The sequence below is a fragment of the Micromonospora sp. NPDC002575 genome (genome assembly GCF_042889525.1).
In the GTDB taxonomy this organism is placed as follows: Bacteria; Actinomycetota; Actinomycetes; order Mycobacteriales; family Micromonosporaceae; genus Micromonospora; species Micromonospora carbonacea.
Genome location: NZ_JBIARA010000031.1, coordinates 16,244 through 37,804, shown reverse-complemented (window position 1 = coordinate 37,804; position 21,561 = coordinate 16,244). Strand labels below are relative to the sequence as shown.

At 72.9% G+C, this 21,561-nt stretch carries 19 protein-coding genes; 15 read left to right on the top strand and 4 right to left on the bottom strand.

The genetic code is table 11. From position 1 onward, the window contains the following. Genes ACFYWL_RS29545 through ACFYWL_RS29535 form a run of 3 tightly spaced genes read left to right on the top strand, consistent with a single transcriptional unit; the run spans nucleotide 1 to nucleotide 3,628 of the window. On the top strand, nucleotides 1–498 hold the full coding sequence (locus ACFYWL_RS29545) for a VOC family protein (protein WP_386979521.1): 498 nt from the start codon (nucleotides 1–3) through the stop codon (nucleotides 496–498). Then, nucleotides 498–2,024 (top strand): class I adenylate-forming enzyme family protein, encoded by a 1,527-nt coding sequence (locus ACFYWL_RS29540; RefSeq protein WP_386979518.1) that lies wholly within the window; start codon nucleotides 498–500, stop codon nucleotides 2,022–2,024. Before ACFYWL_RS29545 ends, ACFYWL_RS29540 begins: the two co-directional genes overlap by 1 nt. Next, nucleotides 2,021–3,628 carry a class I adenylate-forming enzyme family protein gene (locus tag ACFYWL_RS29535; protein ID WP_386979515.1) on the top strand — a complete coding sequence of 536 codons (1,608 nt, stop codon included), beginning with the start codon at nucleotides 2,021–2,023 and terminating at the stop codon, nucleotides 3,626–3,628. The genes ACFYWL_RS29540 and ACFYWL_RS29535 overlap by 4 nt, the downstream gene beginning before the upstream one ends. A 17-nt stretch (nucleotides 3,629–3,645) precedes the next feature. On the opposite strand, the gene ACFYWL_RS29530 is transcribed toward ACFYWL_RS29535, so the two are convergent. After that, nucleotides 3,646–4,614 carry an MBL fold metallo-hydrolase gene (locus ACFYWL_RS29530; protein ID WP_386979512.1) on the bottom strand — a complete coding sequence of 323 codons (969 nt, stop codon included), beginning with the start codon at nucleotides 4,612–4,614 and terminating at the stop codon, nucleotides 3,646–3,648. Nucleotides 4,615–4,694: 80 nt separating this feature from the next. On the opposite strand from ACFYWL_RS29530, the gene ACFYWL_RS29525 reads away from it, so the two are divergent. The 11 genes from ACFYWL_RS29525 to npdG all read left to right on the top strand — a co-directional run bounded on the left by ACFYWL_RS29525 (nucleotide 4,695) and on the right by npdG (nucleotide 16,189). After that, nucleotides 4,695–6,242: an AMP-binding protein gene (locus ACFYWL_RS29525; protein WP_386979509.1), complete on the top strand. Its 1,548-nt coding sequence runs from the start codon at nucleotides 4,695–4,697 to the stop codon at nucleotides 6,240–6,242. Between the two features lie 33 nt (nucleotides 6,243–6,275). After that, nucleotides 6,276–7,427: an acyl-CoA dehydrogenase family protein gene (locus tag ACFYWL_RS29520; RefSeq protein WP_386979506.1), complete on the top strand. Its 1,152-nt coding sequence runs from the start codon at nucleotides 6,276–6,278 to the stop codon at nucleotides 7,425–7,427. 13 nt (nucleotides 7,428–7,440) lie between these two features. Beyond that, complete coding sequence (locus ACFYWL_RS29515; protein WP_386979503.1) at nucleotides 7,441–8,493, top strand: acyl-CoA dehydrogenase family protein; 1,053 nt, start codon at nucleotides 7,441–7,443, stop codon at nucleotides 8,491–8,493. 72 nt (nucleotides 8,494–8,565) lie between these two features. Then, the gene (locus ACFYWL_RS29510; protein WP_386979500.1) at nucleotides 8,566–9,666 is read left to right on the top strand and encodes an LLM class flavin-dependent oxidoreductase; all 1,101 of its coding nucleotides are present in this window, start codon (nucleotides 8,566–8,568) and stop codon (nucleotides 9,664–9,666) included. After that, nucleotides 9,663–10,670, top strand: a complete 1,008-nt coding sequence (locus tag ACFYWL_RS29505) for an LLM class flavin-dependent oxidoreductase (protein WP_386979497.1) — start codon at nucleotides 9,663–9,665, stop codon at nucleotides 10,668–10,670. Before ACFYWL_RS29510 ends, ACFYWL_RS29505 begins: the two co-directional genes overlap by 4 nt. Continuing rightward, nucleotides 10,667–12,226 carry a class I adenylate-forming enzyme family protein gene (locus ACFYWL_RS29500; protein ID WP_386979494.1) on the top strand — a complete coding sequence of 520 codons (1,560 nt, stop codon included), beginning with the start codon at nucleotides 10,667–10,669 and terminating at the stop codon, nucleotides 12,224–12,226. Before ACFYWL_RS29505 ends, ACFYWL_RS29500 begins: the two co-directional genes overlap by 4 nt. After that, nucleotides 12,223–13,221: an LLM class flavin-dependent oxidoreductase gene (locus tag ACFYWL_RS29495; protein ID WP_386979491.1), complete on the top strand. Its 999-nt coding sequence runs from the start codon at nucleotides 12,223–12,225 to the stop codon at nucleotides 13,219–13,221. Before ACFYWL_RS29500 ends, ACFYWL_RS29495 begins: the two co-directional genes overlap by 4 nt. A 9-nt stretch (nucleotides 13,222–13,230) precedes the next feature. Then, complete coding sequence (locus ACFYWL_RS29490) at nucleotides 13,231–14,202, top strand: enoyl-CoA hydratase/isomerase family protein (RefSeq protein WP_386979488.1); 972 nt, start codon at nucleotides 13,231–13,233, stop codon at nucleotides 14,200–14,202. Between the two features lie 9 nt (nucleotides 14,203–14,211). Next, a complete protein-coding gene (locus tag ACFYWL_RS29485; RefSeq protein WP_386979485.1) occupies nucleotides 14,212–15,195 on the top strand; it encodes an LLM class flavin-dependent oxidoreductase in 984 nt (327 codons plus the stop codon). Continuing rightward, nucleotides 15,192–15,530: a VOC family protein gene (locus tag ACFYWL_RS29480; protein ID WP_386979482.1), complete on the top strand. Its 339-nt coding sequence runs from the start codon at nucleotides 15,192–15,194 to the stop codon at nucleotides 15,528–15,530. The genes ACFYWL_RS29485 and ACFYWL_RS29480 overlap by 4 nt, the downstream gene beginning before the upstream one ends. Continuing rightward, entirely contained in the window at nucleotides 15,527–16,189 is a 663-nt protein-coding gene (gene npdG, locus ACFYWL_RS29475) for an NADPH-dependent F420 reductase (RefSeq protein WP_386979479.1), read from the top strand. Before ACFYWL_RS29480 ends, npdG begins: the two co-directional genes overlap by 4 nt. A gap of 18 nt (nucleotides 16,190–16,207) precedes the next feature. Here the strand turns inward: npdG and ACFYWL_RS29470 are convergent, their stop codons facing one another. Together ACFYWL_RS29470 and leuA are read right to left on the bottom strand one after the other, a co-directional pair. After that, entirely contained in the window at nucleotides 16,208–16,993 is a 786-nt protein-coding gene (locus ACFYWL_RS29470) for an ABC transporter ATP-binding protein (RefSeq protein WP_386979476.1), read from the bottom strand. Between the two features lie 20 nt (nucleotides 16,994–17,013). Further along, entirely contained in the window at nucleotides 17,014–18,711 is a 1,698-nt protein-coding gene (leuA, locus tag ACFYWL_RS29465) for a 2-isopropylmalate synthase (RefSeq protein WP_386979577.1), read from the bottom strand. Nucleotides 18,712–19,001: 290 nt separating this feature from the next. On the opposite strand from leuA, the gene ACFYWL_RS29460 reads away from it, so the two are divergent. After that, the gene (locus ACFYWL_RS29460) at nucleotides 19,002–19,691 is read left to right on the top strand and encodes a FadR/GntR family transcriptional regulator (protein ID WP_386979473.1); all 690 of its coding nucleotides are present in this window, start codon (nucleotides 19,002–19,004) and stop codon (nucleotides 19,689–19,691) included. A gap of 166 nt (nucleotides 19,692–19,857) precedes the next feature. On the opposite strand, the gene ACFYWL_RS29455 is transcribed toward ACFYWL_RS29460, so the two are convergent. Next, a complete protein-coding gene (locus tag ACFYWL_RS29455; protein ID WP_386979574.1) occupies nucleotides 19,858–21,261 on the bottom strand; it encodes a cellulase family glycosylhydrolase in 1,404 nt (467 codons plus the stop codon). Between the last annotated feature and the right edge of the window lie 300 nt (nucleotides 21,262–21,561).

Genomic DNA, 21,561 nt, shown 5'->3' with positions numbered 1-21,561 from the left:
ATGCCGGTCAGCGAAGTGCACCACGTGGCCATCACCGTCTCCGACGTCGACCGGGCCGCGGACTTCTACGAGCGGGCCCTCGGCTACCGCAGGACGCTGCGCACCGACGTCGGCGGGCCCGGGATCGAGGTGTCGCTGGGCCTGCCCGCCGGCACCACCGGGAAGGTGCAGTACCTCCAGGGGCCCAGCCGCGTCGGCCAGCTCGAACTCATCGAGTGGAACGGCGTCCCGACCCGGACGGCGACCGGCGGTCACCTGGAGCTGGGGCCCTTCCTGCTCAGCTTCGAGGTGCCGCTCGACGAGATCCACGAGCTGCACCGGCGGCTGGCCGACCTGGGCGCCGACTGCCTGACCGCACCCAACCGGGTGCTGCTGGAGAACTACGGCCACATCACCGCGTTCGCGGCCCGCGACCTCGACGGCAACCTGCTGGAGTTCGTGTCGCTGCCGTCCCGGGAGGAGATCCTGGCCCGGCGGCGCGACGGCGGCGGCAACTGATGGCGGCCGGCAACGTCACCGAGCACCTGCGCCGGCAGGCGCTGCGCCGCGCCGACCGGGAGGCCCTCGTCGACGGCGACCGCCGCTTCACGTACGCCGCGCTCGACGCCGACGTCGACCGGCACGCGGCGGCGCTGCTCGCCGCCGGCATCACCGCCGACGACCTGGTCGGCGTGCTGGGGCGCAACACCGCCACCTACGTCATCGAGCTGCTCGCGCTCAGCCGCATCGGCGCGATCTCGGTGCCGCTGAACTGGCGGCTGCACGTCACCGAGCAGGCGTACGTCCTCGACCAGGCCGGGGTCACCGGCCTGCTCTACGACGACGACTTCGCCGACGACGCGGCCCGGCTGGCGACCGCGACCGGGCTGCGGACCCTCGTCGCCAACGGCGAGCGGGTCGTCGGCGGCGCGCGGCGGCTGGTTGATCTGCTCGCCGGGCAGCCGGCCGGCGTGCGGGTCGCCGACGCCGAGAAGGGCCCCGCCGACGTGCACCGGCTGCTCTACACCTCGGGCACCACGGCCCGGCCCAAGGGGGTCGTGCACACCTACGGCAACCTGGCCGCGAACCACCTCGCGCAGGTCCTCGAACTGGAGCTGACCAGCGCCGACCGCATCCTGGTCTCCGCGCCGCTGTTCCACGTCAGCGGCCTGGAGGCGCCGGGCCTGGCGACGTTCGTGGCGGGCGCGACGATGGTGCTCACGCCGACGTTCAAGGCGGCGGACATCGCCCGCATCGCCGCCGAGGAGCGGATCACCGGCATGGTGCTCGCCGCGCAGATCCTCTTCGGCGTGCTGGACCTGCCCGACCCGCCGGACCTCGCCGCGCTGCGCTACCTGCTCTTCGCCGGCGTCGCGCCGGGCGTGCGGCGGGAGGTGAAGCGCCGCCTGCCGCACGTGCGCCTCGTCGACACGTTCGGCATGACCGAGCTGTGCAACGGCGTCTGCTATATGGACGCCGCCCACGAGGAGTCGAAGCTGGGCGCGCTCGGCGCGCCGTTCCCCGGCGTGCACATTCGGATCGTCGACGAGCACTTCCGGCCCGTCGCACCCGGCGTGGCGGGGGAGATCGTCGTGCGCGGCGAGAAGGTCTCGCCCGGCTACTGGAACGACGACGAGGCCAACCGGCGGACCCGCCGCGACGGTTGGTTCCTCACCGGCGACGTCGGGCGAATCGACGCCGACGGCTACCTGTGGTTCGTGGACCGCCGCGCCGACCTGATCAAGTCCGGCGGGGAGAACGTCGCCAGCGCCGAGATCGAACGGGTCCTCGCCCGGCACCCCGACGTCGCCGAGGTCGCCGTCGTGGGCGTGCCGGACCCGCAGTGGGACGAGGTGCCGAAGGCGTTCGTCGTCCTGCGCGACGGCGCGACCGCCACCGCCGAGGACCTGCGCGGGCACTGCCGGGCCGAACTGGCCCGGTACAAGGTGCCCAAGCACGTCGAGGTCGTCGCCGCGCTGCCGCGCAACGACTCCGGCAAGGTCCTGAAGACGCTGCTGCGCCGGGGGCCGGCGGTGGCCGGGTGAGCACCGCGAACCTCGCCGCGATGCTGGCCGGCAACGCCCGGCGCTTCGCCGACGCCGACGCGCTCGTCTTCGAGGGCCGCCGGTGGACCCACCGGCAGCTCGACGCCGACGTCAACGCCCTGGCCGCCGGCCTGTCGGCCGAGGGGGTACGCCGGGACAGCCGGGTGGCGATCGTGGCGAACAACGTCCCGGAGTTCCTCCTCCTGTCCCTGGCGCTGGCGAAGCTCGGCGCGGTGTTCGTGCCGCTGAACTACCGGCTGACGGCGGGGGAGCTGGCGCGGCTGCTCGCGCACGCCCGGGTGCAGGCGGTCGCGACCGTCCCGGAGTTCGCGGCGTTGACGGAGGCCGCCCTGACGGAGGCCGCCCTGACCGACGCCGGGCCGACCGACGCCGCGCCGGCCGCCGGTGGTCCCGGCCCGGCGGGGGTGCGCCGGTTCGCCCTCGAACCGATCGGCGACGGCTGGCTCGACCTGCGGGCGGTGATCGACGCCCACCGGGGGGCCCGGGTCGCCGACGCCGACCTCGACGACGCCGCCCTGCAACGGATCGTCTACACCTCCGGCACGACCAGCCTGCCCAAGGGGGTCATGCTCACCCACGGCAACGTGAACATGAACATGCACGCGCAGATCGTGGAGCTGGGGCTGCGCCGCGGCGACCGGATCCTCAACTTCGCGCCGCTCTACCACGTCGGCGGCACCGACCTGCCCGGCTACGGCATCTGGCACGTCGGCGGCGCGATGGTGCTGCTGCGGCGGTTCGAGCCGGCGGCCGTGCTGCGGGCGATCGAGGCGGAACGGATCACCGGCATGGTGATGGCGGCGACGATGCTCGACATGCTCCGCCGCCGCACGGACGTGGCGGCCGACCTGTCGTCGGTGCGCTGGGTCATCTACTCGCAGGTGACGTCGGCGCTGTTCGCCGTGGCGCGACGGCTGTTCCCCGACGCGCGCCTGATCGAGGGCTACGGCCTCACCGAGACGTGCAGCGGGCTGACCTACCTCGACGCCGCGCACCAGGAATCGAAGCAGGGCTCGGTGGGCCTGCCGGTGCCGTGGGTCCAGGTGCGGGTGGTCGACCCGGACGGCCGGGACGTGCCGGCCGGCGAGAGCGGCGAGGTGGTCGCGCGGGGGCCGAAGGTGAGCCCCGGCTACCTCGACGACCCGGAGGCGACGCGGGCCGCGTTCCGCGACGGCTGGTTCCACACCGGCGACGTCGGCTGCCTCGACGCCGACGGCTACCTCTACATCCGCGACCGGCTCAAGGACATGATCCGCAGCGGCGGGGAGAACATCGCCAGCGCCGAGATCGAGAACGTGCTCGCCGGGCACCCGCTCGTGCTCGCCGCGTCGGTGGTGGGCGCGCCGCACCCCGTGTGGGTGGAGGTGCCGGTGGCGTTCGTGGTCGGCCGGCCGGGGCTTCGGGCCGAGGACCTGATCGCGTACGCCCGGCAGCGGCTCGGCCGGTTCAAGCTGCCGAAGGAGGTCTACCTGGTGGCGGAGCTGCCGACGAACCCGTCGGGGAAGGTGCTCAAGCGGACCCTGCGGGAGCTGCGCGCCGGGCTGCGGCCGGACTGGGCGTACGCCGAGCCCGGGCGCGGCTGACGCCCGGCCGCTGCCGCCTACCGGGCGGCGGTGACGTGTCGCAGCAGGGCGAGGGTGTGCATCAGGGAGAAGCGCCGGGTGCCCCGGCCGAGGTCGTCCCACGGCTTGCGCCACGGCAGCCGCGGGGCGAGCCGCCAGGCGTCGACGCCGTCGCGGGCCAGGTCCCGGACCCGGTCGACCTCGCCCCGGTGGAAGGCCGCGAGCGCGTCGGCGCGCGCCGCCACGTCCCGGTAGGGGAACTGGTGGGCGGGGCAGGCGACGGCCGCGCCGAGGTCGCGGATGCGCGCCAGGGTGCGCAGCAGGTCGCCGGCCGGGTCGTCGTCGGGCCGGCTCACGATCGCGAGCTGGGTCGGCCCCTCGGCCATCATCGTGTCGCCGGTGAAGACCAGGCCGCGGGTGTCGTGGAAGACCGTGTGCCCGTAGGTGTGCCCGGGGGCGGGCACGGCGCGGATGGTCACCCCGCCGAAGCGGAACTCGGTGTCGGCGTCGAGGGCCACGTCGAGCCGCAGCGTCTCGTGGTGCTCGGCGACCGCGACGGCGTCGGCGTACATGCCGTCGACGACGTCGGCCGGCGCGCCGGTGAGGTCGAGGGCGGCGCGGAGCTGGGCGAGGAAGGTGCCGCGCGTGCGGTGCGCGGTGGCGAAGTCGTCGGCGCGGCCCATGACGACGCGCGCCCCGGAGACCTCCCGCAGGCGGGCGGCGAAGCCGACGTGGTCGGGGTGGTTGTGGGTGAGGAAGACGGTCGTGATGGCCTCGACCCGGTGGCCGAGCGACTCGACCGACCGCCGGAACGCCGCCCAGCAGGCCGGGTGGTCGTAGCCGGCGTCGACGAGGACCGGGCCGTCGCCGGTGTCGACCAGGTAGACGGTGACGTAGCGCAGGGCGCTGCCGGTCAGGGGGATCGGGATGCCCCAGACGCCGTCGACGACCTGGACGGGGTCCGGCACCTGGCGGGCGCGGTAGCTGGCGGCGTGTGCGTCGCTCACGGGTATGGACATCGTCGGACGGCTCCCTTACTGTGTGACAACAACATACCGGATGGTCGGAATTTAATTCAAGGAGTCCGATGAGCGAGGAACGGACGGGGTTTCGGCTGTGGGCCGTCGCCGAACCGGACCTGTGCGCGATCGTGACCGCCGACGATCGGCGGATCTCCTACGGCGAGCTGTTCGCCGAGGTGAACCGGATCTCGCACGGCCTGCGCACCCGGGCGGGCCTCCGGGCCGGCGACACGGTCGCGGCGGTCATGACGAACAGCCCCGGCATGGTGGCGCTCTATCTCGCGGCGATGCAGTCGGGGCTCTACCTCGTGACGCTCAACTACCACCTCACCGCGCCCGAGGTCGGCTACATCCTCGCCGACAGCGGCGCGAAGGTGGTCGTCGGCTCCGCCCGCGTCGAGGACGTGGTGGTCGCCGCCGCCGGGGCCGCCCCCGATATCCAGGTCTTCGTCGACGGCACGCCCGGCACCGACCGGGCCCGCCCGCTGTCGGCGCTCACCGAGGGCATGCCCGACACGAGCCCGCAGGACACGCCGGCCGGCTCGCTGATGATGTACACCTCGGGCACCACCGGCCGCCCGAAGGGCGTCAAGCGACCGCTCAGCGGCGTCGACGCCGACACCGGGGCGCTGACGTACGTCTGGCTGTTCAAGGAATTCGGGATGGAACGCCCCGCGTTCGCGTCCTGGCTGGTCTCCGCGCCGATGTACCACTCGGCCAACATCACCCCGGCCATGGGCGCGCTGCACGCCGGCGGCACCCTGGTCCTGATGGACGGCTGGACGCCGGAGGGCTTCCTGCGGCGGGTCCACCAGCAGCGGGTCACCGGCACCAGCATGGTGCCGACCCACTTCTACCGGCTGCTGCAACTGCCCGCCGAGGTGCGCGACGCCTACGACGTCTCCTCGCTGCGCTACGTGCTGCACGGCGCGGCGCCCTGCCCCCGCGAGGTCAAGCAGCGCATCCTCGACTGGTTCGGCCCCGTCGTCTACGAGTACTACGGCTCGACCGAGGTCGGCACCACCATCGCGCGCCCCCACGAGTGGCTCGCCCACCCCGGCACGGTCGGCCGCCCGGCCTCGATCTCCACCCTGAAGATCCTCGACGAGCTGGGCAACGAGGTGCCCGTCGGGCAGACCGGCATCGTCTACATGCGCCAGGGTGACGACCGGGTCGAATACCACAACGACCCCGGCAAGACCGACGGCGCGCGCCGCGACGGCCTGATGACCGTCTGGGACGTCGGCCACGTCGACGCCGACGGCTTCCTCTACGTCACCGGCCGCGCGGCCGAGCTGATCCTCGTCGGCGGCGTCAACGTCTACCCGGCCGAGATCGAGGCGGCGCTGCTCGAACACGACTGGGTCGTCGACGCCGGCGTGATCGGCGTGCCCGACGAGGAGTTCGGCGAGGTGCCGCAGGCGCACGTCGTGCTGGCCGACGTCGCGCCCGACGCCGACGCGGCCGTGGCGGCGCTGCGCGGCCACCTCGCGCAGCGGCTGGCCAAGCCGAAGCGCCCGGTGTCGTACGTGGTGCGCGACGCGCTGCCGCGCGACCCGAACGGCAAGCTCTACAAGGCCCGGCTCACGCGCTCCGAGGAGCTCTCCGCGTGAGCGGCATCGACGACGACCCGGTGGGGGATGGGCATGGACTTCGCTGACAGCGACGCCGACCTGGCGTTCCGGCGCGAGGTCGGCGACTGGCTCGACAAGGCGCTGGCCGACGTGCCCGACCAGGAGGAGCTGTCGCAGGACGAGCGCGAGCACTGGTCGCGGGTGTGGCAGGACCGGCTGTGCGCCGGCGGCTGGGCCGGCCTGTCGTGGCCGACCGCGCACGGCGGCCGGGGCATGGACTCGCTGGCGCAGGCGATCTTCAACGAGGAGGCCGCCGTGCGCGGCGCGCCGTACCCGCTCAACGGGGTCGGCATGATGCTTGCCGGGCCCACGATCATCGCCCACGGCACCGACGAGCAGCAGGCGCGGCACCTGCCCGGGATCCTGCGCGGCGAGACGTACTGGTGCCAGGGCTTCAGCGAGCCCGGCTCCGGCTCCGACCTGGCGAGCCTGCGCACGGCCGCGACCCGGGTCGACGGCGGGTGGCGCGTCAACGGCGCGAAGATCTGGACGTCCAACGCGCACAATGCGTCGAAGTGCCTGCTGCTGGCGCGCACCGACCCGGACGCGCCGAAGCACCGGGGCATCACCTACTTCCTCGCCCCGATGGACGCCTTCACCGTCCGGTCCCTGGAGATGATCAACGGCGACACCGAGTTCAACGAGATGTTCCTCGACGACGTCTTCGTGCCCGACTCCGACGTGCTCGGCGGCGTCGGCAACGGGTGGAACGTCGCGCTCACCACCCTGGCGTTCGAGCGCGGCAGCATGGCGCTGAACCTGTGGGTGTGGGCCCGGCAGGCGGTGGACCGGGTCGTCGACCTCGCGGTCGCGCGCGGCGTGGCCGACGACGGCGCGTTCCTCGACACCGTGGGCGCGCTGCACTGCGACGCCGAGGCGGTCCGGATCGGGTCGATGCGCATGCTCGGTGAGAGCCGGGCCGGCGGCGTGCCGGGCCCGGAGACGTCGGCGCTCAAGAGCCTGTGGGCGCAGGTGGTGCAGAACGCCAACCGGCTCGCCGTGCAGCTCGACGAGGCCGGCGGCGTGCTGCTCGACGGCGACGGGGCCGCCGCCCGGATGCGCCGCTACCTGCGCGCCCGCGCCCACACCATCGAGGGCGGCACGGAGGAAGTCCAGAAGTCGATCCTCGCGGAGCGGGTGCTGAACCTGCCCCGCTCACGCTGAGCGGAGTGGCCACATGCGAGCAACCTTCACCCCGGAGCAGCGGGAGATCGGCGACACCGTCGCCGCCCTCGCGGCGGGGGAGAAAGCCCGGGCCCGCGACGCCCTGACGGGCCCGTGGCGCGCCCCGGCCTGCGACGGCCCGCTGCTGGGCGACTTCGGCCTCCTCGGGGTGCCCGAGGCCGCAGGCGGCGTCGGGTCGCACCTGATCGACCTGCTGGTCGCCGTCGAGGCGCTCGGCGAGCGGCTCGTGCCGAGCCGGTTCCCGGCGCACGCGGCGGCCGTCCAACTCCTCAGCGGCGGCGACCGGCCCGACCCGCTGCCCGACGAGGTGCTCTCCGGCGGCCGGGTGCTCACCTGCGCCGTCGACGTGCCGGGCGGCTCCGGCTGGGCGGACGGGGCGTCGCCCGATCCGCTGGTGCGGACCCTGGTGCCGTACGCGGCGCAGGCCGACGGCGTCGCCGTCCTGGGCCCCGACGGGGTCTGGACCGCCGGGGCGGCCGGGGTCGCCGCGCGGGACTCCGTCGACCCGTCGGTGCCGCTGTCGGACGTCACCCTGGCCGCGCCCGGGCGGGTGACGCCCGCCGGCGCGGGCGTGCGGCGCGCCGCGCTGGTGGTGGCCGCCGAGCTGTGCGGGGTCGCGCAGGGCGCGATCGACCTGGCCGCCGAGCAGGCCCGCACCCGCCGGCAGTTCGGCCGGGTGATCGGCTCGTTCCAGGGGGTCGCGTTCCAGCTCGCGGAGGCCGCCACGGCGCGCAAGGCCGCCTGGGACCTGACCCTGTACGCCGCGTGGGCGGTCGACACCGGTCGCCCCGACGCCGGCATCCAGGTGCACGCGGCGAAGGCCGCGGCCGGGCGGGCGGCGGTCTTCGCCGCCGAGCGGTGCATCCAGGTGCACGGCGGGATGGGCATCACGATGGAGGCGGACCCGCACCTGTTCCTGCGCCGGGCGCTCGTGCTCGACGCCCGGTTCGGGCGCGGCTCGTGGCACCGCCGCCGCGCCGGCGAGCTGCGGGTCGGCGCGCGTGTCGGCGCGCTGCCCGTTTCCGGGCGCGCCGCAGGGGCCTGACCTGCGCAACCCTTGCAGGCCATCTACCACGGCAGTAACATACCGGCTGGTCGGAATAAACGAGGAGAGGCCGTGAAGTTCGGAATCATGAACCTGTTCCCGGTGAGCGACGGCTCATCGGACCACCAGGTGCTGCGGGAGACCCTCGACGAGATCCAGCTGGCCGACGAGCTGGGCTTCGACTCGATCTGGCTGGCCGAGCACCACTTCTCCAAGTACGGCATCCTCGGCAGCCCGGTGAACTTCGGCATGGCCGTCGCCGAGCGGACCCGGCGGATCACCATCGGCACCGCCGTCCTCGTGCTGCCGCTGCACCACCCGCTGCGCCTGGCCGAGGACATCGCCGCCCTCGACGTGCTCAGCGGCGGCCGGGTCCGCATCGGCGTCGGCCGGGGCTACCAGCCCGCCGAGTTCGCCGGCTTCGGCATCCCCCTGGAGGAGTCCAAGCAGCGCTACCAGGAGACCCTGGAGATCCTGCGGCTGGCGCTGTCACAGGAGAACTTCTCCTACCACGGCCAGATCTTCCACTACGACAACGTCACGACCTACCCGCGCCCGCACACCCCCGGCGGCCCGCCGATCCTCCAGGGCACCGTCTCCCCGGACAGCTTCCGCGAGCGCGGCGCGGTCGGCGAGTCGATCATCACCTCGCCGAACTTCACGCCGTTGGGCATCATGCAGAAGAACTTCGGCCTCTACCGGCAGAGCATGCGGGACAACGGGTTCGACATCGCCGACTACGAGCTGCCGTTCATGCAGCAGGTCTGGTGCGGCGACGGCGAGGAGGGCCTGCGGGAGGCCGCCCTGGCCGCGATGAACTACTACAAGTCGGTCGGCAAGGTCATCCCCGGCTCGGAGGAGGCCATCGAACAGGAACGCTCCTACTACGCGGCCGTCGCGAAGAACATCGAGCTGCTGACCCTGGAGCAGACGCTGACCCACGGCGGCAACTTCGGCTCGGCGCAGCGGGTCATCGAGACCATCGAGATGCTGCGCGAACAGCTCGGCATCAACCACTACATCGGCTGGCTGCGGATCCCGTCGCTGGACCGCCGGGCCGCGCTGCGGTCGATGGAGGAGTTCGCCGGGAAGGTCATCCCGCACTTCCGCGCCCAGGAGAAGGCCGACGCCGCCCCGGTCGCCCCGCCCGTCACCGAGGCGGTCGTCGGGTGAGGATCAGCTGCTTCCTCAGCGCCCAGTTCGACCCGTCGGCCTCCGCCGTCGACGGCATCGACGGCGTGCTCGCCCAGGCCGCCGCCGCGGAGGCGGCCGGCTTCCACGCCGTCTACCTCGGCCACCACTACCTGGCCCGGTCGGCGTTCGTCCAGCCGATCCCGCTCGCCGGGTACCTCGCCCGCGCCACCTCGCGGGTCCGCATCGGCTTCGGGGTGCTGCTCGCGCCGCTGCTGAACCCGGTCGCGCTCGCCGAGGACCTCGCGTCCCTCGACGTGCTCTCGGGCGGCCGGCTGACCGTCGGCGTCGGCGCCGGCTACCGCAGGCGGGAGACCGCCGCCTTCGGCGTCGCCTGGGACGACCGGCTGCGCCGCCTGCGCGAGTACGTGCCGACGCTGCGGTCGCTGTGGAACGGCGAGACGGTCGACCTCGCCGGCAGCTGGGGAGAGGTCCCCGGCGCGTCCCTGGCGCTGCGCCCGGTGCAGCCCGGCGGCCCGCCGCTGTGGATCGGCGCGTTCGCCGAGCCCGCGATCCGCCGGGCCGCCCGGCTGGACGCGCCGTGGCTCATCGGCCCCAAGGGCAACGACGCCGAGCTGGCCCGGCTGCTTGGCATCTACCGCGCCGACCTCGCCGAGCGCGGCTTCGCCCTCGACCGGGAGTACCCGATGACCCGCGAGGCGTACCTCGGCGACAGCTACGCCAGCGCCGTCGCGGCCGTCCGCCCCCACCTTGAGCGCCAGTACGCGGGCTACAAGTCGTGGGACGAGGCCCAGTCCCTCGACCTCGACCGCTACCTCGCCGAGGACTGCCTCGTCGGGTCGGCCGACGAGATCGTCGACAAGCTGCGCCGCTGGCAGACCGACCTCGGCATCACGGAGGTCTCCCTGCGCCACCAGTTCGTCGGCGCCGACCAGGACGAGGCGATGGAGCAGCTCGCCCGCTTCGGCGCGGAGGTCATCGCGCGCGTCGACACCGCACCGACCGGACGGGAGGCGTCCCGATGAGCGCCGGCAACCTCGCCCGCATCCTCGACCGGCGCTGCGCCGACCGCCCCGACGTCCCGGGTCTGTACGGCGAGGACGGCCGGTCGTGGACGTTCGACCAGATCGACCTGCTCGCCGGCGGGGTCGCCGCCGCGCTGCGCGCCGAGGGCGTCGACCCCGGCGACCGCGTCGCCTGCTACCTGACCAACGGCCCCGAGATCGTCTTCTTCCTCTTCGGGGCGTGGAAGATCGGCGCGGTCCCGGTCACCGTGAGCAGCCTCTACAACGCCGCCGAGCTGGCCGAGTCGGTCGCGAAGACCCACCCGCGCCTGCTGCTCGTCGACGACCGTCGCCCCGACGTGGTCGCCGAGTTCCTCGCCGCCGCCGGGGACGCGCCGCCGGTGCGTAGCGTCGCGGAACCGCTCGCCGGGGCGGCGGCGCTGCCGTGGCGGCACGAGGCGCGGGTGCCGGCGGTCGACGTCGCGCCCGAGGCCGAGGCGTGCATCCTGTTCACCGGCGGCACCACCACCGGGCGGCCGAAGGCGGTCAGCGTCACCCACGGCGGGACCCGCGAGTCGCTGGGGCGGCTGGCCCGGGTCAGCACCGGCACCGACGCCGAGGGCACCGCCACGCCCGACGCCGCCCCCAACCTCATCGCCCTGCCGCTGTTCCACAGCGGCGGCCAGCATTCGCTGCTGTTCGCGTACTTCGTCGGGCGGGCCGCCGTGGTCTGGGAACGCTTCGGCGTCGACCGGCTCGCCGGCCTGATGGACCGGTTCGCGTTCGACAACCTCTTCCTGCTGCCCACGATGGTCTTCGACATCGTGCACGCCGAACGGGACCTGCCGTTCCATGGCGTCAAGTCCGTCCTCGTGGCCGGGCAGGCGATCTCGTGGCCGGTGCGGCGCGCCTTCGAGGAGCGCTACCGGGTGCCGATCCTGGTCAACTACGGCTCGACCGAGGCCGGGCACATCGCCGGCTGGACCGGCCGGGACATGAAGGCCGGGCGGTGGAAGCCCGGGTCGGCCGGCCGGGTCTACCCGGGCGTGGAGCTGGAGATCCGCGACGACGCGGGCGGGGCCCTGCCCATCGGCTCCTCGGGCGAGGTGGTCGTCCGGTCCGCGCTCACCCGGGGGTACGTCGACGACGCGGAGGCGTCCCGGGACCTGGTCCGCGACGGCTGGGTGCACACCGGCGACATCGGCTACGTCGACGCCGACGGCGTCCTGTTCCTCGTCGGCCGCAAGCGCGACATGATCAAGTGCGGTGGCTTCCAGGTGTGGCCCGAGGAGATCGAGGACGTGCTGCGCGAGCACCCGCTCGTGCGCGACGTGCGGGTGCTCGGCCGCCCCGACGACCGGCTGGGCGAGATCCCGGTGGCGCTCGTCGTGCGGGCGGCCGACGACGCGGTCACCGACGCCGACCTCGCCGACGCCGTCGTCGCGTACGCCCGGGACCGCCTCGCCCACTTCAAAACGCCCCGGCGGGTCGAGTTCGTGCCCGCCCTGGAACGCAGCAGCACCGGCAAGACCAGCCGCGCAGCGGCAGCCGTGTCGCAGGAGGGGGGAAGCCGATGAGGTTCGGCATCATGGCGTCGCACCAGTACCCGCACGGCGACGACCTGCGCAGACACCTCGACGACCTGTTCGGCACCGTCGAGCTGGCCGCCGAGCTGGGCTACGACTCGGTGTGGACGATCAACCACTTCCAGTCCAACCTGGCCACGCCGCAGCCGATCTCCATGCTGGCCAGCCTCATCCCGCGCTCCGGCGACATGTTGCTCGGCACCGGCATCCTGCTGCTGCCGATGTTCCACCCGGTGCACGTCGCCGAGGAGTTCGCCACCCTCGACCACCTCTCCGGCGGGCGGGTGGTCCTCGGCGTCGGCGCCGGCTACCGCGACAACGAGTTCGCCGCGTTCGGCATCGACCCGGAGACCCGGTTCCGCCGCTTCGACGAGAGCCTGCGGCTGATCCGGGCCCTGTGGACCGGGCAGCCCGTCACCCACGAGGGCGAGTTCTACCCGCAGACCGACGCCACGATCGGGGTGCGCCCGCTGACCCCGGGCGGCCCGCCGATCTGGATCGGCGCGGGCGGCAGGAAGGCCGTCCGCCGGGCGGCCCGCCTCGGCGACGCCTGGTACGCGCCGGGCAACTCCCCGAGCCGCCGCTTCCTGCCCGAGCACCTGGCCGTCTACAACGAGGCCCTGGCCGAGTACGGCCGCGACCCGGCGACCGTGCAGCGGCCCGTCGGCGTCGAGCTGTACTGCGCGCCGACCACCGAGCGGGCCGTCGAGGAGGCGCTGCCGCACGCCCGCGTCGAGTACTCGACGTACGCCGAGTACCCGGCGCTGCGCTGGCAGCGGGACCGGTTCGACGAGCTGGTGCGCAACACGCTGCTGCTGGGCTCCCCGGAGTTCCTCGTCGAACGGATCTCCGCCCTGCGCGACCTGGGCTTCGACCACCTCATCTTCCGTCCCGGGTGGCTGGGCATGCCCACCGAGAAGCTGCGCGCCTCGCTGCGGCTGTTCGCCACCGAAGTGCTCCCCGCCTTCCGCACCCCCGCCACCTAAGGAACCGCCGTGAAGAAGACCGAAGCCGAGCTTCTGGAACACCAGTGGGACGTCGAGAACATGGAGGTCGACCCCGAGGTCCTCGCGAAGTACGTCCGCTATGACGTCGACGAACAGCGGTCGGTCGCGACCATCACCTTCGACCGTCCGGAGCGGCTCAACGCCATCCCGGTGGCCGCGTTCGAGCGGGTCGGCGACCTGGTGCGGGAGGCCGAGACCGACGACCGGGTCAAGGTCATCGTGTTCAAGGGCGAGGGCGAGCACTTCGGCACCGGCGCGGACGCCGCCGAGCTGGGCCACTACATCGGCTACCGGACCGGCACCGACAAGGCGTCGCGGCGGCGGCCGGCGCAGCGGCAGCGCATCCTGCCCGACCGCAACGTGCTCAGCTCCGGCTTCACCCGCCCGATCATCGAGTCGCTGAAGGCGACCATCTGCCAGGTGCAGGGCTACTGCTACGGCGGCCACTTCCAGATCGCGCTGTCGGCCGACATCGTCATCGCCTCCCCGGACGCCCGGTTCACCCATCCGGCGTTCCGCTACCTCGGCCCCGCGCCGCAGGACATGTACCACTGGATCGAGAAGGTCGGCCTGACGACGATGAAGGACGTCATGCTGACCATGCGTGCCATCGGCGCGGAGGAGGGCGAGCGCAAGGGCCTGGTCACCAAGGTCGTCGAGCGCGACGAGCTGCAGCGGTGGGTCGACGACTACGCCGACGCGATCGCGGTGATGCCGCTGGACTCGCTGATGATGGGCAAGTCGATGATGCAGGTGGTCATGGAGGCCCGGGGCAAGGGCCTGGGCGCGATGACCGGCTGGGTCGGGCACGGCTGGGCCACCAACGTCAGCTTCGACGAGGGCGACTGGAACTTCCTCAAGGAGCGCCGCGAGAAGGGCATCGCCCAGGCGCTGGCCGACCGGGACCGGCTGGTGGCGCCCTACTTCCGGCTCAGCGACACCCGGTCCCGGGAAGAGTAGGCGCGCGGCGTGAGGTTCGGCATCCTCCTCGACCACCAGTACGCCCCCGGCGACGACCTGGGCCGGCGTCTCGGCGAGACCGTCGAGTACGTCCAGCACGTCCGCGACCTGGGCTACGACTCGGTGTTCGGCATCCACCACTACCTGTCGTCGCTGCGCACGCCGCAGCCGCTGCCGCTGCTGAGCCGGCTCGTCGACCACTCCGGCACCATGCAGCTCGGCACCGGCATCCTCATCCTGCCGCTGGGCCACCCGGTGCACTGGGCCGAGGAGATCGCGACCATCGACCAGATGTCCGGCGGCCGGTTCGTGCTGGGCATCGGCTCCGGCTACCGCGACGTCGAGTTCGCGTCGTTCGGCATCGACCGGCGCACCCGCGTGTCGCGGATGAACGAGGCCCTCGCGGTGATGCAGCGGCTGTGGACGGGAGAGACGGTCCACCACGAGGGCAGACACTTCGCCCTCGACGGCGTACGGTGCAGCGTCCTGCCCGTGCAGCGCCCGCACCCGCCGGTGTGGGTCGGCGCGAACGGCCCGACGGGCATCGCCCGGATCGCCCGGCAGGGCCTGCCGTGGCTGGCCCCGTCGAACGTGCGCCGCAACTGGGCCGTCGGCAACCTGGCCGACTACCGCCAGCAGCGCCGGGCGGCCGGCTTCGGCGAGGCCGGCGCGGTGTTCCCGATCCACCGCGACCTGTGCGTCGCGGACTCGGCGGAGGCCGCCTTCGCGGTGGCCGGCGACGCGGTGCGCCGCTCCTACGGCGAGTACGTCCAGTACGGCATGGACTTCTTCGAGTCGCAGTGGGACGCGATCAAGGAGAAGGCGTTGTTCTTCGGCTCGCCCGACGACATCGCCGCGAAGATCCGCGACTTCGCCGACGCCGGCTACAACCACTTCGTCTTCCGCGCCCAGTGGCTCGGCCTGCCCATCGAGCGCTCCGTCGAGATCGTCGAGCGGTTCGCCCGCGAGGTCATGCCGAGGTTCCGCCCATGAGGATCGGGCACGTGATCGTCCCCGCCGGGGACCTGGACGCCCAACTCGCCTTCTACACCAGCCTCGGCCTGACGGTGCGGTTCCGCGACGGCGACCGGTATGCCGCCGTCACCGACGGCGCGGTCACCGTCGGCCTCGCCGACGCCACCCAGCAGCCCGTCGCCGGGCGGACCCTGCTCAGCGTGCAGGTCGACGACCTGGACGCCTGCCTGGCCGGGCTGGCGGCGGCCGGAGCCACGGCCGGTGCCCCGCAGGCCGGCCCGCACGAGCGGCGGGCGGTGGTCGTCGACCCCTGCGGCAACCCGCTCGTCGTCTACGAGAGGACACCGGCATGACCGTCAGCGACACGCTTCGCGGCCGTACCGTCGCCGTGCTCGGCGGCACCGGCCCGCAGGGACGCGGCCTCGCCCGCCGCTTCGCCGCAGCGGGCCTCGACGTGGTGCTCGGCTCGCGGGACGCCGACCGGGCGGCGCAGACCGCCGCGGCGCTGCCCGGCCGGGTGCGGGGCGCGGCGAACGCCGACGCGGCAGCCGCCGGCGACATCGTCGTGGTCGCCGTCCCGTGGGACGGCCACGCCGAGCTGCTCACCGAACTTGCCCCGGCGCTGGCCGGGAAGGTCGTGGTCGACTGCGTCAACCCGCTGGGCTTCGACAGGCAGGGCGCCTACGCCCTCGCCGTCGCCGAGGGCTCGGCCGCCCAGCAGGCCGCGGCCATCCTCACCGGGTCGCGGGTGGTCGGCGCGTTCCACCACGTCTCCGCCGTGCTCCTGGAGGACCCCGACCTCGACACGGTGGACACCGACGTGCTGGTGCTCGGCGACGACCGCGAGGCCACTGACCTCGTCCAGGACCTCGCGGCCGTCATCCCCGGCGTGCGCGGCGTCTACGGCGGGCGGCTGCGCAACGCGCACCAGGTGGAGGCGTTCACCGCCAACCTCATCTCGGTCAACCGCCGCTACCGCTCGCACGCCGGCCTGCGCGTCACCGACGTGTGACCGCTCCCGGCGCGAGCCTCAGCCGGCTCGTGGCCGGGCCGGGCGGTTCGCCCGTACGCTCCACCGTCCTTCCGCGCGAGTGAGCCGGATGGGATGGTCGAAGCACTTGCTGACCTGGTCGCTGGTGAGGACCTCGTCGGCGGGGCCCGATGCCAGGCAGCGCCCGTCCCGCAGCAGCAGCACGTGGGTCGTCCCGGGAGGAAGCTCCTCCAGGTGATGGGTGACCAGGACGGACGCGAGCTCCGGGTAGGCGTGTTGCAGCTCGTCGAGCCGCTCGATGAGCTGTTCCCGGCCGGCGACGTCGAGACCGGTCGCGGGCTCGTCGAGCAGCAGCAGCCGCGGGCTGGGCATCAGCGCGCGGGCGATGAGCGCCCGGCCCCGTTCCCCCTGCGACAGGGTCGGCCACCGCGCGCCGTGGCGCTCGCCGAGGCCGAGCAGGCCGATCACCCGGTCGGCCATCGCGACCTGTTCGGGTGTCGGCGTCCAGCGGGGAACGCGTTCGACGGTGTTGGTCAGCCCGGTCAGCACGACGTCGTGCACCGTGAGGGGCGAGCGCAGGTCGTGCCGCGGATTGACGTGGCCGACGTGGGACCGCAACTCGCGCATGTCGACGCGCCCCAGCCGGTGACCCAGCACCTCGACGGTGCCACGGGTGGGGTGCGCGACGGCGCCGAGGAGGCCGAGCAGCGTGCTCTTGCCCGCCCCGTTCGGGCCGAGCAGCGCCCAGTGCTCGCCGGCCCGCACCGTCAGCGACACCTCGTACAGGATCGGATTGCCGTCGCGGACGACGGTCGCGTCCGTCACGCGCAGCACCGGGGGCGCGGTCACGAGGAGGCCCGTCGGGAGCGGTTGACGGCGGCCATGACCGCGTGCACCGATGCGGTGAGGACGGAGGTGTCCCAGCCGGCGCCCCAGCAGGTGACGTCGTCCACGCGGCACTCGGCGTAGGCGACCGCGGGGCTGCCCGGTCCGGTGGTGGTGGAGTGCTCGGCGTAGCCGAGGATGTCGACCGTGATGCCGACCGCACGGAGGGCTTCGGAGAGGGCGGACAGCGGCCCGTTGCCGGTGCCCTGGCAGGAGCGTTCCTGCCCGTCGATCCGCAGTGTGCAGGTGAACCGGTGCGCGCCGGGCGCGGTCTCCGCGGTGTTCCAGGACATCAGGGTGACCGGGCCGTCCAGGGCCGGGGCGAGGTAGGTGGCGCGGAAGAGCTCGAACAGTTCCTTGTGGGTGAGCTCCTGACCGGTGGCGTCGGTGACGTGTTGCACCGTGCGGGAGAAGTCCGGGCGCATGGCCTGGGGCAGGTCCAGGCCGTGATGGGTGCGGAGGAGATGCGCGATGCCTCCCTTGCCCGACTGGGAGTTGATGCGGATGACCTCCTCGTACGTGCGGCCGATGTCGCCCGGGTCGATGGGCAGGTACGGCACCGCCCACGGGGCCTGCCGGGCGGGGACGCCCCGCTCGGCGGCCTGCTTGGCGTGGTGGGCCATGCCCTTGGCGATGGCGTCCTGGTGGGTGCCGGAAAAGGCCGTGTGCACGAGGTCGCCCCCGTAGGGGTGGCGGGGGTGGATTGGCAGCCGGTTGCAGTACTCCACCACCTCGCGCACCGCGTCGATGTCGGAGAAGTCGATCATCGGGTTCACGCCCTGTGCGTACAGGTTCAGGGCCAGGGTCACCAGGTCGACGTTGCCGGTGCGCTCGCCGTTGCCGAACAGGCAGCCCTCCACCCGTTGCGCCCCCGCCAGGACGGCGAGCTCGGCGCAGGCGACGCCGGTGCCGCGGTCGTTGTGCGGGTGGACCGACAGGATCACCGACCCACGGCGCGCCAGATGCCGGTCCATGTACTCGATCTGATCCGCGTACACGTTGGGGGTCGCGATCTCCACCGTCGCCGGCAGGTTGTGGACCACCGGCCGGTCCGGGCTCGCCTCCCACAGCTCGGTGAGGCTGTTGCAGACCTCCAGGACGAAGTCCGGCTCGGTGAGGTTGAAGACCTCCGGGGAGAACTCGAACCGGATGTCGACGTCCGGGCGCTCCTCGGCGCGGCGCATCACGTAGGTGGCGGCGTCCCGGATCAGCTGGTGGACTTCGGCACGGGAGCGGCCGAGCACCACGTTCCGCCACGTGGGCGCGGTCGCGGTGTAGAGGTGCACGAGAGTACGGGGAAGCCCCTCGACGGAGGCGATGGTCCGGTCGATCAGGTCCTTGCGGGCGGCGGTGAACACGGAGATGGTGACGTCCTCGGGGACGGCGTCGCTGTCGGCCAGGTGGCGTACGAAGTCGAAGTCGGTCTGGCTGGCGGAGGGGTAGCCTACCTCGACCTCCTTGAATCCCATGGTGACCAGGAGGTCGAACATCCGGCGCTTGCGCCCGGTGTCCATCGGCTCGGCCAGCGCCTGGTTGCCGTCGCGCAGGTCGACGGGCACCCAGAGGGGAGCGCGCTCGATCCGCCGCGAGGGCCAGGTCCGGTCCGTGAGCGGCAGGGCGACCCGTTCGTGCGCGGACTGGTAACGGTGATGTGGCATCGCGCTGGGGCGCTGGGGATTCCAGCGCGGCGCGTCCGCGGGGACGTCGCCGGAGGGAGTGTGCAGGGTGGGGAAGACCGTGCCCTGAGAGTGGGAGATCACTGTGCGGAACTTCTTTCGGTCGGCCATTCGGTGACCGGCGCAGCCCGGGACCCCGCTGCGGGGTGCCGGTCGTGTCAGGCCCCGCAGCGGCAGCCGAGGAGAAGAAGCTCGTGCGGCAGCATGGGGAGTACGGTAACAACAACTCAGCTCCTCAGACAACCCGATGGGTCTGGAAGGGTGAATCTCAGATGCCACTAGGCGCCTTGCGGCCGTCCCCCCTGGTCGAGCAGGCCACCGACCGCCTCCGCGAGCAGATCACCGCTGGTGAATGGTCCGTCGGAACGAAGCTCCCCGGCGAGATTGCCCTGGCCAAGTCCCTCGGCGTGGGGCGTTCGACCGTCCGTGAGGCCCTGCGCGCCCTCGCCGGCGCAGGGCTGGTGCAGGCGCGTCAGGGATCCGGTGTCTTCGTCATCGCGACCGAGCCCAGGGAGGGCTGGTCCACCCAGCTCCGCCAGGCGGCCATCACCGATGTCTACGAGGTCCGGATGCTCGTCGAGGTCGCCGCCGCGCAGCTGGCGGCGCAGCGCCGGACCGACGAGGACATCGCTGCCCTGCACGGGGCCCTGGCCAGGCGCCATGCTGCCGCGACCGCCGGCGACGCCGAGTTCGTCGCGGCCGACATCGTCCTGCACGAGAAGGTGGTCGCCGCGGCGCACAACCCGGTGCTCACCGGCCTGTTCACCGAGTTCGTGCCGGTGCTGCGACAACGGCTGCTCGACCTGATGGAGTTGCTCGACCTGCGCGCCGACGACCCGAACCACGGCGACGAGGGGCACGCCATGCTGGTGGGCGCCATCGCGGAGGGAGACGCCGAGGCGGCCGGGAAGGCGCTGCGGGACGAGCTCACGCAGACGCTCACCCTGCTCCATTCCCTCTGACCCGCCGTCCCCTCCCCGCCCCCCTCCCCGCCCCGGTGATCAAGAGGATTGCGTCAGAGTTGATCTCGTGAATGACACATTTCTCTTGATCACCGGAGCCTGGCCGGGTGGGTGGGGCGAGGGGGGCGGGTGGGGCGAGGGGGCGAGTGGGGGTGTGGGGGGATTGTCAGAAGGTGTCGGGGGTGCGGATGCGGTCGCGGATCCAGGCGCCGGCCGGCTTGAGGCGGGCGGTGCCGCCGAACTGCCCGCTGCCGCAGGTGCCCGTGGTGAAGACCGCGCCGGAGCGGAAGTCGTCGGAGAAGTTCCAGTTCGTCCAGCTGATCTTCTTGCTGGCCATCAGGTCCAGGTAGCGCTGGGCCATGGCGAAGTCGTTCGGGCCGTCACCGGAGTAGTCCTGGGTGCCGAACTCGGTGACGAACAGCGGCAGCCGGTCGGCGGCGCGGGCGAAGGTGTCGTAGTACGTGTCGCCGTGCGAGGCGGCGTAGAAGTGGAAGACGTACATGAGGTTGCCGCCGGCGACCGGGTTCGCCGCGATCGTGTCCACCCCGCCGCCGCTGCCCGAGACGCCGAGGGACGACCAGTCGGGGGTGCCGACCAGCACCACGGCCTCCGGGTCGCGGCTGCGGATGACGGGGACGACCTGCTCGGCGTAGCTCTTGATGGCGCTCCACGGCACGCCGTTGGGCTCGTTGGCGATCTCGTAGAGCACGTTGACCTTGTCCTTGTGCCGGTCGGCGATCTCGGCGAAGAAGGCGCGTGCCCGGGTCAGGTTGTAGTTCGGGTCGCCGGGGCTGAGCATGTGCCAGTCGACGATGGCGTACATGCCCCGGGCGGTGGCCAGCTCGATGTAGTTGTGCACCAGGTCGGTGAAGCGGCGCGGGTCGGTCTCGTACCCGTCCTCCTGGACGTACATCGAGATACGCAGCACGTCGGCGTTCCACTCGCGGGCGAGCACGTCCAGCGAGGCCGGGGTGGCGCAGTTGGCGTACCACTGGATGCCGTGCGTGCTCATGCCGCGCAGCTGGATTGCCCGGCCGCCGCGGTTGCACAGCTGGCGGCCGCAGACGCGGAGCTGGCCGTTGGCGGCGACCGGCGAGGCGGCGGTCGGCGGCGGCGTCGTGGGCGGCGGCGTCGTGGGCGGCGCGCTGGTGGTCGGGGGAGTGGTCGGCGGGGCGGTGGTCGGGGTGGTGCCGCCGGCGCAGGGCTGGCCGTTGAGGGTGCAGCCGGTCGGGGCGCCGACGCCGGCGGCGACGAAGCCGAAGGTCACCGAGGCGCCCGGGGCGACCGTGCCGTTCCAGGACCGGTTGGTGAAGGTGTGGTGCTGACCGCTGCTGGTCAGCAGCGCGTCCCAGTACGAGCCGACGGTGGTGCCGGCGGGCAGGTCGAACTCCAGCCGCCAGGAGCTGATCGCGGTGCTGCCGGAGTTGGTGATCCGGTAGCTGCCTTCCCACCCGGAGCCCCAGTCGTTGACCTTGGTGAAGCTGGCGGTCGGTGCCGCCGCCGCGCCAGCGGTGCCGGTGAGGGTCAGCGGGGCCAGCGCGACCGCCGCGAGGAGGCCGGCGGCCAGGATGGTTCTGCCGAGGAGTCGCACGGGTGCCTCCCGGGGGGCGGGGAAGGTGATCTATCGCCATAGAAATATAAAGAAAGTTAAGTGTTGTGGCAACGAGGATCGTCGATGTGGTCGGGGTGCCGCCCCTGTCCGCCCTCGCGCCGGGCCTCCCGGCCCCGCCGCGCCGCCGCCCGCGGGGTGCCCCCCCCCGCCGCCCGCGGGGTGCCCGCCGCCGTGGCGGGGGAGGTGACTCAAGTGATGTGTGGTGGTTCGCTCCGATGTGTTTCCGAATTGGATGAGAAAACGATGTGAACCGAAGCG

Excerpts from the sequence above, each read along its gene's own strand:
- ACFYWL_RS29545 (WP_386979521.1), top strand. The coding sequence starts at position 1 with ATGCCGGTCAGCGAAGTGCACCACGTGGCCATCACCGTCTCCGACGTC.
- ACFYWL_RS29540 (WP_386979518.1), top strand. The coding sequence starts at position 498 with ATGGCGGCCGGCAACGTCACCGAGCACCTGCGCCGGCAGGCGCTGCGC.
- ACFYWL_RS29525 (WP_386979509.1), top strand. The coding sequence starts at position 4,695 with ATGAGCGAGGAACGGACGGGGTTTCGGCTGTGGGCCGTCGCCGAACCG.
- ACFYWL_RS29520 (WP_386979506.1), top strand. The coding sequence starts at position 6,276 with ATGGACTTCGCTGACAGCGACGCCGACCTGGCGTTCCGGCGCGAGGTC.
- ACFYWL_RS29515 (WP_386979503.1), top strand. The coding sequence starts at position 7,441 with ATGCGAGCAACCTTCACCCCGGAGCAGCGGGAGATCGGCGACACCGTC.
- ACFYWL_RS29500 (WP_386979494.1), top strand. The coding sequence starts at position 10,667 with ATGAGCGCCGGCAACCTCGCCCGCATCCTCGACCGGCGCTGCGCCGAC.
- ACFYWL_RS29495 (WP_386979491.1), top strand. The coding sequence starts at position 12,223 with ATGAGGTTCGGCATCATGGCGTCGCACCAGTACCCGCACGGCGACGAC.
- ACFYWL_RS29480 (WP_386979482.1), top strand. The coding sequence starts at position 15,192 with ATGAGGATCGGGCACGTGATCGTCCCCGCCGGGGACCTGGACGCCCAA.
- npdG (WP_386979479.1), top strand. The coding sequence starts at position 15,527 with ATGACCGTCAGCGACACGCTTCGCGGCCGTACCGTCGCCGTGCTCGGC.
- leuA (WP_386979577.1), bottom strand. The coding sequence starts at position 18,711 with ATGCCACATCACCGTTACCAGTCCGCGCACGAACGGGTCGCCCTGCCG.
- ACFYWL_RS29460 (WP_386979473.1), top strand. The coding sequence starts at position 19,002 with ATGCCACTAGGCGCCTTGCGGCCGTCCCCCCTGGTCGAGCAGGCCACC.